Here is an 11,116-nt window from a genome sequence, read left to right as displayed (position 1 = left end):
GTCTGGGGGCGGGGCGCGTGGGCATGGGTGTTCCTCCACCACCGGAGGATGGCACCCCCCTGGACGAAGAACCACGTCAGCTCCAGCGTGAGCATGACCGCGAGGAGGCCCGTCTGGCCCGCTGCGAACGTCACGGCCATCCAGAGCGAGAAGCCGGCGCGGCCCAGGGTGTCCATGGCGCCCAGGACGGGCTCGGGACGCCACAGGCGCAGCAGGGACCACACGGTGACGATGGTGCCCATCAGGCTCACGAAGAAGAGGTGCATGGGGCCGAACTCCGGCGGCGTGGCGCCGGGCAGCCCGAGGACGACATGGAGGTGGTGCAGCTTTTCCAGGAGCCAGCCCGCCGTCCACGGTGTGGCGAAGGGGGCGGTGACGACGAGGTCATAGAGGGCGCTGGCCTGGATGATGCGGGTGGGTTCGTTCCGGTTCATGCGCGGAACGCTACGGTCCGCACCAAGGTGCAGGGTCAAGCGCCCTTGTCTCCCAGGGCGCTATCCGGCCTTGAGGCGCACGGAGTCCACGGCGTGCTTCGCGAGCGCCTCGGCGATCTGCTCCGACTTCCACAGCGGGTCCAGGCAGGGGCAGAAGTAGCCAGGGCCGGCCTTCTCGCGCACGGCCCAGGCGAAGAAGTCGCGGGCGGTGTCGTGGAGCTCCTCCGGGAGGAAGAGGGCGGAGACGTCATGCTCGGTGAAGCGGAGCAGGCCTGGCACGCGCCACTCGCGCTCCCAGTCGAAGCGGTAGCTGTAGGGCGCGTTGTGGCGGTCGCCCTGGATGTCCACGAAGGGCGTCATGGACCAGATGGGCTCTTGCTGGGGTGAAGGCGCCGCGAGCGCGCGCTCCACCTGGTGCTTCAGGGCCAGGTGCGCGGGGGAGGCGTACTGGACGTACCAGACGGGGCCTCCGCCCTGGGAGAGGATGTAGCTCTTGCTGAAGCCAATGCCATACAGGCTGCGGCGCTGGACGAGCCGGGCGAGCTGGTCCAGGGGAATCTCGCTGAAGCACACGGAGCGGTGGCGCTCGGCGACGGCGGGCTCGCGGCGGGCGATGCCGAAGCCCTCGGCGCCAGGGATGAGCGTCCGCGCGCCGAGGATGCTCATCATGTTCTGGTAGGCGTCATGACAGGGCGGTCCCGGCTTCGTGAAGTGGACCACGAAGTCAGACATGTCTCGCCACTGTGGATTCGTCTGGTAGCCGAGCATCATCCCTACTCCGCGGGCAATGTCCCGGACGGGGCAGGGGGATGCAACTCGAACGGCGCGTGGCGCCCCGCGCCTGCCTGTCTTGCATTCGGGAGGACGGGGGCTGTCCGCGCGGCTATGGTGAGCGGCTTCTTGACGAGGGAACGCTCTTGGAAACGCTGCTCCGAAATGGTCGCCTGGCGCTCGCCGCCGTGCTCGCCCTGGTCCTGTCGCCCATGGCCCTGGCCGCCGCGGGCAGTCCGCGGCTCCAGGCCTTCTTCCAGCAGGACCTGACCAGCGCCGACTACCAGCAGAAGGTCTACTCGCGCGTCGCGGGGAAGTGGCGGCAACCCCGTGCCAAGGGCACGCCCGGTTTGGGGAAGAAGACGGTGGTCCGGGCCGTGATTGGCCGAGACGGCAAGCTCCTCTCCGCCGACGTGTCCACGGAGTCCGGCTCGAAGACGTGGGATGCCGCCGCGCTGTCGGCGGTGAAGAAGGCGGCGCCCTTCCCGCCGCTTCCGGCGAGCTTCCCCGGCGCCACGCTGGACGCCCACTTCCACGTGGCCTGGGTGGCGGCGCCGTAGCTATGGTGCGCCCATGGCGACTCCTCATATCTCCGCGGCCCCCGGTGACTTCGCTGACGTAGTCCTCATGCCCGGCGACCCGCTCCGGGCGCGTTACATCTCCGAGCGCTTCCTGGAAGGTGCCCGCGAGGTCACCACCGTGCGCAACATGCTCGGCTTCACGGGGACGTTCCGGAACCGGCGGGTGTCGGTGATGGGGCACGGCATGGGCATCCCCTCCATCTCCATCTACGCCACCGAGCTCATCAAGACATACGGGGTGCGCGTCCTCATCCGCGTGGGCAGCTGTGGCGCGTTGAGCACCGACGTGAAGGTCCGGGAGGTCATCGTCGCGACGGGGGCCGGCACGGACTCCAACGTGAATCGGATGCGGCTGATGGGGCATGACTTCGCCGCGGTGGCGGACTTCACGCTCGCGCGCCGGGCCGTGGAGGCGGCGGAGCGGCGCAACAAGCCGGTGCGCGCCGGCCCCGTCTTCACCTCCGACCTCTTCTACCACCCGCAAGAGCAGCTCAACGCCACCCTGGCGCGGATGGGCGTCCTGGCCGTCGAGATGGAGGTCGCCGGCCTCTACGGTGTGGCCGCGGAGTCGGGCGCCCGCGCGCTGGCGCTGCTCACGGTGTCGGACCACATCATCACCGGGGAGAAGCTCACGCCGCAGGAGCGGCAGACGACGTTCGACGAGATGATTGAGCTCGCCCTGGACGTCGCCCACGCCGAGCCCACCCCGTAGCGCCTGGTTGGAGGGCAGGCGGGCAGGGGCCCGGAAGACCCGTCCGCTCTGAAGGTACGAGAGGGCCGCTCTTACAGCGCTTCTGGGCGCGGGGGGCGGCCAGATTTCCCGGTCGGTGCTTTGTGCCCAGCAGGATTCCGGGCCATCCTCCGCGCCGGTGCGTTACCCAATCTGGCTCCTGCTCGTCTGCGCCGGCTGTGCCGCGCGTGTCTCCCCCCATTCTGGCACCGTGCCGGCCGCCGCCGTGCGCGCCCAGGACTCCGTCCCCGTGGCCGCCGCCGAGCCGCCGCCGGAGGCGCCTCCGCTGGCGTCCGCTCCGCCCGCCGAGCCGGTGGCCCCGGCTGCTTCCGAGCCCGCGGAGGGCTGCGCGCTGAGCGCGGAGGACCTGGAGTCCGAGGAGGAGGAGCTGGCCGAGGGTGAGGGCGATGACGGCGAGAAGGAGACGCCGGACGCCGTTGCCACGGGCGCCGAGCCGACGGGGCCGCTCTACTCGGCGGACATCTCCGACGAGGAGCTGGCGCGGCGGTGGAAGGAGGAGATTGCGTCGCTGGGCTCCATGGCCGTGGGCTTCGCGCACAGCGGCCGGCTGGTGAACGCCCAGCAGTTCCCCCAGGGGGACGACTGGATTGTGGTCACCCCCGCGGGCGCCTGGGCCACCGAGGAGACCGTCAACTACCTGGCCGAGGCCATCCGTGACGTGCGGGCCCGCTTCCCGAACGCGCCTCCGCTGCGCGTCAACGGGATGAGCCACAAGGAGGGCGGCTACATGCGCCCTCACAAGAGCCACCAGAACGGCCGCGACGTGGACGTGGGCTTCTACTACCCGACGGTGGACCCCATCCGCACCCGCGCGCGTGAGCACGTCATCGACGTGGCCTTGAACTGGGAGTTCATCCGCTCGGTGCTGGTGAAGACGGACGTGCAGATGATTCTCGTCGACCGTCGCGTGCGGAAGGTCATCTACGACCACGCGGTGCGCGCGGGCGAGGACAAGGCGTGGTTGGACTCGATTTTCAATGACGGCCCCACGGGCGTCGTCCGGCACGCTCGCGGCCACCGCGACCACTTCCACATCCGCTTCCACAACCCGCGCGCCCAGGAGCTGGGCCGCCGCGTGCAGCCGTTCCTGGCGCTCCAGCCGGAGCACAACGTGACGACGCACCGCATCCGGAGCGGCGACACGCTGGGCGGCATCGCGCTCAAGTACGGGTCGACGGTGGCGCTGATCAAGAAGGCCAACCGGATGCGGAACAACTTCCTGCGCGCGGGGAACCGGCTGTCCGTGCCCCTGCGCGGGCCCTGCACGCACTGCCCCGTGCCGCCGCCGTTCGTGCTGCCTGGCCGCCGCCTACCGCCGGACGCCGTGGCGCCGACGATGGTTGCCGCCGCGCCCGCGGCGAAGGCGGAGAATGGCTGTGCGCGGCCCGAGGGGACTGCGGCGCAGCAGGCGGCCACCGTCGTCCCGGCGGTGGGCGCGGCGTCCGTGGAGGCCGCATCGACCGTGTTGTCCTCCGCTCCCGCGGGGGAGGCGGCTCCGGTGGTGACGCCGGCCGTGGGGACCTCCGTGGACGTGGCCGCGGTGAAGCCCGCTTCCGGTGGTGCGCTGGACGTGGCCTCGGTGAAGCCCGCGTCCGCCAACGTGGCGCCGGTGGAGCGGGCCGCTGCCGCCAGCCCGGCTCCGGCGGTGCAGCCCACCGTCGTGCCGACGCGCGAGAAGGAGACGGGCGCCGCGGGCATCACCCACGGCCGCTGACCTGTCCTTCACCCGCCATGCAGGCTTGGGCCCCGTGTCTCCCTGGTGGTGACACGGGGCTCGTTCGTTCCGGAGTGTGGTAGGCACGGGCCGTCCATGGCGTTTCCCCCGCACAAGGGCCGCTCGCTGGCCCACAAGGCCCGTCAGCGCTCCCCTGGCCACCACTACAACGCGAGCTTCATGTCCGTCGCCGACCGCGCGGAGGCCCTGAGCTGGCTCGCGACGCTCCACCCGCTGTGGGAGGAGCGCTACTCCCAGCACTTCCCCCCGCCACCGGGGCAGTCCCAGCGGAGGCTGTTGCGGCCGGTGTACTGGCTCGGCAACTGGCAGTTCGCGTGCCTCGACTACTACCACCCGCCCAAGGGCATCCTGAACCGGTGCGTCCAGGCCGAGCCCTTCCCGGCGGTGCTCCAGCGCCAGGTGGCGAAAATCGAGGAGCTGGCGCGGCGGATGTACCGCGGGCCGGACATGCCTCCCCGCTGGCACCTCAACACCTGCCTGGTGAACTTCTACGGCAGCCGGCTGGAGGACGGGCGCTGGGTGGACACCGCCCGCGTGGGCGAGCACAAGGACTTCGAGCCGGGCCCCGTGGCCTCGCTGTCCTTCGGTGAGCGTGCCCTCATCCAGTTCGTCACCTCCTCCCGCCCGGGCGAGCGCGACGCGGTGGTGCTGGAGCAGTGGCTGGATGACGGCTCGCTCCAGCTCTTCGGTGGCGCGCACTGGAAGGAGCAGACGTTCCACCGCGTGCAGCGGGTGGACACGCGCACGGGCAAGACGCTGGCCCCGGAGCTGCCCGACTTCCGCACCCGTCGCATCAACCTGACGTTCCGCTACGTGCCGGACGAACACGTCATTCCCTTCGCCGCGCTCTCTCCCGAGGCGCGCGAGGACGTGCGGCCCTACATGGCGCGGCTCGCCCAGGGCAGCGCCTTCTTCCGCGATGCCCTCTCGCGTGAGGTGCCGGGCACGCCGGCCTGACGCAAGGCCGCCCCGCGCCTACGAGCGGCGCTTGCCATGCGAGCGCGCGTGCCGGCCCGGTGCCTGGTCCGGCGTGCGCTTTGACTGTCCGTGGTCCTGCTGCGGAGGGCCTGGGTCCTTCTGCGCGGCGAGGAAGCTCTCCCACGCCTCCTTGAAGACGGGGTCCTCGCGCGGCACCTGGACGCGGGGAATTTCCGAGCGCATCAGGTGCTCGATGCGCGTGATGACCTGCCCCTCGCGCGTGGTGGCGAAGGTGGAGGCGATACCGCTGGCGGCGGCCCGGGCCGTGCGGCCAATGCGGTGCACGTAGTCCTCGGGTGCATGGGGCAAGTCGTAGTTGATGACGTGGCCCACGTCCTCCACGTCCAGCCCGCGCGCCGCGATGTCGGTGGCCACGAGGCAGCGGTAGGTGCCGTTGCGGAAGCCCTCCATGGCCTGCTTGCGCTGGTTCTGCGTGCGGTCCGCGTGCAGCACCGCGGTCCGGTACCCCGCGCGCTGGAGCGCCCGTTGGACCTTGTCCACGCGCTCCTTCGCCCGGGTGAACACCAGCGCCGTCGCCGAGTCCTGGGCGAGCAGGGTGAGCAGCAGCGGCGTCTTCTCCTCGGGCCGGAGGAAGTACAGCCGCTGCTCGGCGCGCTCGGCGGGCGTGCCGCTGCGGGTGACCTCCAGGCGCACGGGGTTGTACAGCCGGCTCTTGGCGAAGCGGGTGACGTCAGGGCCGAGCGTCGCGGAGAACAGCAGCGTCTGTCGGCGGCGAGGCAGGTGGGCGACGATGCGCTCGAGCTGCGGCAAGAAGCCCATGTCGAGCATCCGGTCCGCTTCGTCGAGGACGAGCGCTTCCAGGTGCGGGAAGCGGACGTCGGTGTTCTCCATCAGGTCCACCAGCCGCCCGGGCGTCGCGATGACGAAGGAAGGCAGCGTCTTCAGGGCGTTGACCTGCGCGCCCATGTCTTCACCGCCAATGACGGCGGCGTGCGTGAGGCGGCGCGGCTCCGCGAAGAAGCGCACCGGCTCGGCAATCTGCTGGACCAGCTCACGCGTGGGGGCCAGCACCAGCGCGAGCGTGCCCTTCTTGCCCGCGAGCCGTTCCACCAGGGGGAGGACATACGCGGCCGTCTTGCCCGTTCCGGTGGCCGCGCAGCCGATGACATCCCTGCCGTCGAGCGCTGGAGGGATGGCCTGCTGCTGGATGGGGGTGGGCTGCGTGAAACGCGCGCGGCGCAGGGCGCCCAGCGTCTCCCGCGAGAGGCCCAGTTGTTCGAAGGAGTCGCTCACGGCTTGGGGGTACCACGTCGCGAGGCCTCGTGGGAAAGGGCCTCGCGGGGCAGGCGCCGTGATTCCCGCCCGCCAGGAGGGCATGATGGCCGGATTGGAACACCTGATGCCCTTCACGCCGCTGCCAGTGGTCCTGGATACCAACGTGGTCCTGGACCTCTTCGTGTTCGATGACCCCTCCACACGCCCGCTGGCCGAGGCCCTCGCGGCGGGGACGCTGACCGCCTGGACGGACGCGGACACGTTGGCGGAGCTGGGCTACGTGCTGGCCTCGCGCAACTTCCAGCCCGGTCTGGGCGCGCCGGAGCGGACCGCCGCGTTCGAGCGCTACCGGGCCCAGGTCCACCTGGCGCCATCCGCCGAGTCCGTGCCCACGCCGTCATTGCCCCGCTGCCGGGACAGGGACGACCAGATGTTCCTGAGTCTGGCCGCGCGAGCCGGAGCGGCGTGGCTGGTGAGCAAGGACAAGCGGGTGCTGTCCATGTCGGACCGTGCGGGCCTGTCTTTCGCCATCCTCACGCCCCGGCAGGCCGTGGCCCGCCTACCACCCAGGGGGTAGATACACGCCGCCCGCTCCGGAACATCTTTCGCGTCGAGCTGCACCTGCACTCGATTCCCAAGCGAGAGAACATGTTCCGGATTGCGATGGTCGTGGCGCTGGCCCTGTCCACCCTCGTTGCCTGCGGTGGAGATGACGACAACCCCGGCGGCACGCCGCAGAAGGTGGACTGCAACACCTCGAACTGCGCGGGCTGCTGCTTCAACAATGTCTGCCAGACGGGGACGTCGACCTCGGCGTGTGGCAAGGCAGGGGCCGCGTGCCAGGCGTGTGGCACCGCGCAGGTGTGCAAGGTGGACCAGACCTGCGGCGTGGACCCGGAGGGTGTCTGGCGCGTCCAGCCCGTCTCCGCCCAGGTGGCCCCCAGCAACAATGGCTCGGCGTGGGACGCGGACAGCTCCGCGCCGGACGTGTTCGTCCAGATGGCTTGTCCGGGAAGCACGTCCGCGTTCAACACGCCCGTTGTGCAGAGCACCTCGCCCACGTGGACCACGGGGGGATGTACGGCGCGCGCGAGTCAGTTGATGGCGGAGGGGTGGGCCTTCCGCCTCTGGGATGAGGACCTGACGTCCGACGACACCATTACCGACGTCCTGGTCACGCGCTTCACCGAGCAGCAGTTCAGCGCGGGGACCGTCTCGTTCGGCGCGTCCGGCGGGATGACGTCACTGACGGTGCAGCTCCAGAAGCAGCCCTGAGGCGCGGGGGTGAGGCGCTCACGGCGGGCCCGGAGGGCGCTCCGGGCCCGCTGGGGTGACTCAGGCCCGCTTCACCGGGTGATGGCGCATCACCCGGACGTGGGTCTCGGAGACGAGGAAGGTGGTGATGGCCGACAGGCTCGCCTTGCCGTTTGTCTCGCTCCAGTCGAGGACATGGATGCGCATGCGGAGGACGTTCCCCCCCCGGGCGTCTGCGTCGTCGTAGGTGAGCACGGCCTCGGCCTTCGCTCCGGCATAGGCGATGAGCGTCTGGCGGAAGGTGGGCCAGGTCTCACGGGTTCCGGTGAACTCGACCCTGCCATGGAGGAAGGACGTGGGGCGGGCGAGTGAGCCCAGGATGAAGGCTCCGCCGGGGCGCGAGGGCTGGGGCTTCCTGAGCGAGAGGCTGGAGACGCGATTGCAGCCGCCCAGGCACTCGAGCACGCAGGAGCAGTCAAAGCTGCCCTCGGGCAAGGCGACCGCCTTGCGCTGGCGCTCGCATCTGCTCATGCAGACCCTGGCCTCCTGGGCCTCCTTCTCGTGGGTCTGCTCAAGGGTCGCCAGCATCCGCGCAGGGCTGGCATCCGCCTCGAAGAAGCGCGCGTCTTCCAGGTGGAGCAGACCGGAGACCGGTGAGAGGCCGTCGCTCTCCATGCTGGAGAGCGCCGCTCGCGCCACGACCTTCTGGGCCCAGGGTTGCGCGGGGGCGACGCGTCTCCACTTCGCGCGCGCCTCGGAGTCCTGGCCCTCGTAGTCGAGGTTCACCCGGTCGAAGAGCGCGGCCAGCTTCTTCGCGCGCTCCAGCGCCGGCTTGTAGCTGTCCTTCACGGGAATCGTGGAGAACAGTCCGACGGCGTAGGTCAGCCCCCGCGCGTATTCGCCCTCCTCGCGGGTGCGGTCCAGCGTGAACAGCACCTCCCCCTCGTAGCGGGGCGCCCACTCAATCCGGGCCGCGTTGCCGGCAGGCGCGGCGACCTGCTTGCGCTCGAGGACGGACGCGCGGACCTGCTCGAAGGCCGCGGACTCTGCCTCCGGCTTGTAGGGGTCTTCACCTTCCACGTACACGCGCAAGTCACTGAGGCTGGTGTCTGCGTGCGACGCGCCCGGATAGGTCGAGACGAGCGTGAGCCGCACCCCGTGGACCCGGTTCGGGACGGGCAGACGGACCTCCTGCCACCCGAGCACGTCCTTCAGCTCTGTCTCCAGCGGGGTGCCCGTCACCTGGGGCCCCGTCTCGCCCTGGACGAGCGGCTCCAGCTTCACCTTGCGCGGCCGGGCATTGGCGCGGAAGCGCTCCGCGGACTGCTGGAAGCCATTGCGAATGAACAGGCGATACGTCTTCGCGCGGGTGAGCTCCGGTCCCCACCACTCCAGGGCTTCGCCTTCGCCCCGGCCCTTGGCGCCTTCCACCCAGGCGGTGGCCGGGTCGTCATCCGCGACGTAGAGCGGCAGGTGGTCCTTCCCTCCGCTATTCAGGAAGGAGGAGGCCGTCACGCGGCGGGGATGCAGCCGGTTCGCCGCGCCCGCGTCGGGTTCGAGCATGACGGGCGGTGTCGCGGCGAGGAGGAGCGACAGGAGAATCATGGCGTGCGTTCCTTCACGGGGTGGGACGGCGAAGCGGGTTGGAGGGGCGAGGCCCAGAGCACGAGCCGGGACAGGCCTGGCGGGTAGAGGCCCGAGTCTTCCTGCTCGCGGGACACGAGGTGGTAGATGACGCGCGCGTACCGGGCCCCCGCGGGGAGCGGCACGTGACGAGTCTCTCCTGGCAGCAGGCGGGTGTCCTCCACCGCGCCCAGGTGGGGCAGGGGCTCATGAGGCCACTCCCGGACCTCCAGGCGGCGGCCGAACGTGGCCACCGTGCGGGAGGTTTCGAAGAGCGGGTCCTCTGAGACGTCCACGCTCACCCAGCGCATGACGTCACCCGAGGGGAACGCATGGCCCACCTCGCGTGTGGAGACACGGAGGGACGCGCCCGTCTGCTCCACCCGGAGCGCGGCCTTGAGGGACTCGGTGCGCCGCGTGCCGCCGAAGCCATGGTTGCCCCGGGGCATGTGGCAGGACGTGCAATGGCGCGTGTCGCCGCTCTGGGTCTGCCAGCGGCGCCACTCTCCCACCGTGTCCTGTTGAGGCTGCGTCTGGGACAGCCGCACGCGCTGGCCCGCGCTCGTCACCACGGGGAAGCCGAACTGGTGACAGCCCGCGCAGGGCATCCCGGGCGCCTGGCCTTCAGCGCCCGTGGGGGCATGGCAGCCGGCGCAGGTGACGCCGTGTTCCTCGGGAGGGCTGTCCTTGGGGAGCGGGCCGCGCTCCAGGTTCCGGGCGAGCGGCGCGTGACATTGCACACACCAGCCGGGCCGGTCCTCCGTCAAGGCGACCTGGAAGACGTCATCCGTGCGGGCCGTGGCGTGCCCGCTGTGTCGCCAGGCGTCCACCTGGATGGCGTGGCACTCCGCGCAGCGCTGGACACGCCAGTCCGGCAGGCCATGCGGCGCGGGCCCCACGTCCATGCGCGCGGTGCCCATGGGGAATCGCGGCGTGGGCGCCATGGCCAGCAGCGAACAGGTGAAGAGGACGAGCGCGGACACGGTGGCCTCGCACTGTAGGCGTGATTGGGAGGCGCGCGGTACAACCCCTCACCCATGAGAGCCTATGAAATCCAAGCGGGGTTCGGGTTGGACAAGCTGGTGCAGGTCGAGCGGCCGGACCCGACGCCCGGCCCCATGCAGGTGCGGGTGCGCGTGAGGGCCACGAGCCTCAACTCCCGTGACTTGATGATGGTGGAGGGGCGCTACAACCCCCGGCAGAAGCTGCCCCTCATTCCCAACTCGGACGCGGCGGGCGTGGTGGATGCGGTAGGCCCGGGTGTGACGCGGGTGAAGCCCGGCGACCGGGTGATGAGCCTCTTCGCCCAGGCCTGGAGCGCCGGGGAGCCCACGCGGGCGGCGCAGGGGAGCACGCTGGGAGGACCGCTGGACGGTGCCCTCGCGGACACGGTGCTGCTGCACGAGGACGGCGCGGTGCCCACGCCCGCCTATCTCTCCGATGAAGAGGCGGCGGCGCTGCCGTGCGCGGCCGTGACGGCGTGGAGCGCGCTGGTCACCCATGGGGCGCTCAAGGCCGGAGACACCGTCTTGCTGCAGGGCACCGGTGGCGTGTCCATCTTCGCGCTGCAGATTGCCAGGCTGCTGGGCGCGCGAATCATCATCACCTCCAGCAGTGACGCCAAGCTGGCGCGGGCCCGGACGCTCGGAGCGCATGAGGGCATCAACTACGGGACGACGCCGGACTGGGACAAGGCGGCGCGCGCGCTGACGGGCGGCGTGGGCGTGGACCACGTGGTGGAAGTGGGTGGGGC

Annotated in this window: 12 protein-coding genes; 7 read left to right on the top strand and 5 right to left on the bottom strand. The window is 70.8% G+C overall.

The annotated features are described in order from the left end of the window. A partial coding sequence (locus G4D87_RS24600) for a hypothetical protein (protein WP_163784651.1) occupies positions 1 to 434 on the bottom strand: 434 nt, incomplete at its 3' end. Between the two features lie 60 nt (positions 435 to 494). Further along, entirely contained in the window at positions 495 to 1,166 is a 672-nt protein-coding gene (locus tag G4D87_RS24595; RefSeq protein ID WP_240358562.1) for an abortive infection system antitoxin AbiGi family protein, read from the bottom strand. A gap of 185 nt (positions 1,167 to 1,351) precedes the next feature. Between G4D87_RS24595 and G4D87_RS24590 the strand changes: the two genes are divergently transcribed. The 4 genes from G4D87_RS24590 to G4D87_RS24575 all read left to right on the top strand — a co-directional run bounded on the left by G4D87_RS24590 (position 1,352) and on the right by G4D87_RS24575 (position 5,229). Then, on the top strand, positions 1,352 to 1,765 hold the full coding sequence (locus tag G4D87_RS24590; protein ID WP_240358561.1) for an energy transducer TonB: 414 nt from the start codon (positions 1,352 to 1,354) through the stop codon (positions 1,763 to 1,765). A gap of 13 nt (positions 1,766 to 1,778) precedes the next feature. Beyond that, complete coding sequence (gene deoD, locus G4D87_RS24585) at positions 1,779 to 2,498, top strand: purine-nucleoside phosphorylase (protein ID WP_163784649.1); 720 nt, start codon at positions 1,779 to 1,781, stop codon at positions 2,496 to 2,498. 229 nt (positions 2,499 to 2,727) lie between these two features. Then, a complete protein-coding gene (locus G4D87_RS24580) occupies positions 2,728 to 4,251 on the top strand; it encodes a penicillin-insensitive murein endopeptidase (RefSeq protein ID WP_240358560.1) in 1,524 nt (507 codons plus the stop codon). 96 nt (positions 4,252 to 4,347) lie between these two features. Beyond that, positions 4,348 to 5,229: an alpha-ketoglutarate-dependent dioxygenase AlkB gene (locus tag G4D87_RS24575; protein WP_163784647.1), complete on the top strand. Its 882-nt coding sequence runs from the start codon at positions 4,348 to 4,350 to the stop codon at positions 5,227 to 5,229. 18 nt (positions 5,230 to 5,247) lie between these two features. On the opposite strand, the gene G4D87_RS24570 is transcribed toward G4D87_RS24575, so the two are convergent. Next, positions 5,248 to 6,504, bottom strand: coding sequence for a DEAD/DEAH box helicase (locus G4D87_RS24570; protein ID WP_163784646.1), 1,257 nt, complete (start codon positions 6,502 to 6,504; stop codon positions 5,248 to 5,250). 82 nt (positions 6,505 to 6,586) lie between these two features. Between G4D87_RS24570 and G4D87_RS24565 the strand changes: the two genes are divergently transcribed. Together G4D87_RS24565 and G4D87_RS24560 are read left to right on the top strand one after the other, a co-directional pair. After that, positions 6,587 to 7,063, top strand: coding sequence for a putative toxin-antitoxin system toxin component, PIN family (locus tag G4D87_RS24565; protein WP_240358559.1), 477 nt, complete (start codon positions 6,587 to 6,589; stop codon positions 7,061 to 7,063). 71 nt (positions 7,064 to 7,134) lie between these two features. Continuing rightward, positions 7,135 to 7,761 (top strand): hypothetical protein, encoded by a 627-nt coding sequence (locus tag G4D87_RS24560; protein ID WP_163784644.1) that lies wholly within the window; start codon positions 7,135 to 7,137, stop codon positions 7,759 to 7,761. A 60-nt stretch (positions 7,762 to 7,821) separates the two neighbouring features. On the opposite strand, the gene G4D87_RS24555 is transcribed toward G4D87_RS24560, so the two are convergent. Then, positions 7,822 to 9,345 (bottom strand): NADase-type glycan-binding domain-containing protein, encoded by a 1,524-nt coding sequence (locus tag G4D87_RS24555; protein ID WP_163784643.1) that lies wholly within the window; start codon positions 9,343 to 9,345, stop codon positions 7,822 to 7,824. Beyond that, entirely contained in the window at positions 9,342 to 10,346 is a 1,005-nt protein-coding gene (locus tag G4D87_RS24550; RefSeq protein WP_163784642.1) for a multiheme c-type cytochrome, read from the bottom strand. The genes G4D87_RS24555 and G4D87_RS24550 overlap by 4 nt, the downstream gene beginning before the upstream one ends. A gap of 54 nt (positions 10,347 to 10,400) precedes the next feature. Here G4D87_RS24550 and G4D87_RS24545 point away from each other — a divergent pair. Next, on the top strand, positions 10,401 to 11,116 hold a 716-nt coding region (locus G4D87_RS24545), incomplete at its 3' end, for a zinc-dependent alcohol dehydrogenase family protein (RefSeq protein ID WP_163784641.1).

Source organism: Myxococcus vastator (assembly GCF_010894475.1).
In the GTDB taxonomy this organism is placed as follows: Bacteria; Myxococcota; Myxococcia; order Myxococcales; family Myxococcaceae; genus Myxococcus; species Myxococcus vastator.
Note: the sequence above shows the minus strand (reverse complement) of the source record. Positions and strands in the feature narration are given on the sequence as shown.

What these genes read in the sequence shown, in the direction of transcription:
- G4D87_RS24595 (WP_240358562.1), bottom strand. Translation starts at nt 1,166, where the DNA reads ATGTCTGACTTCGTGGTCCACTTCACGAAGCCGGGACCGCCCTGTCAT.
- G4D87_RS24555 (WP_163784643.1), bottom strand. Translation starts at nt 9,345, where the DNA reads ATGATTCTCCTGTCGCTCCTCCTCGCCGCGACACCGCCCGTCATGCTC.
- G4D87_RS24560 (WP_163784644.1), top strand. Translation starts at nt 7,135, where the DNA reads ATGTTCCGGATTGCGATGGTCGTGGCGCTGGCCCTGTCCACCCTCGTT.
- deoD (WP_163784649.1), top strand. Translation starts at nt 1,779, where the DNA reads ATGGCGACTCCTCATATCTCCGCGGCCCCCGGTGACTTCGCTGACGTA.
- G4D87_RS24565 (WP_240358559.1), top strand. Translation starts at nt 6,587, where the DNA reads ATGATGGCCGGATTGGAACACCTGATGCCCTTCACGCCGCTGCCAGTG.
- G4D87_RS24575 (WP_163784647.1), top strand. Translation starts at nt 4,348, where the DNA reads ATGGCGTTTCCCCCGCACAAGGGCCGCTCGCTGGCCCACAAGGCCCGT.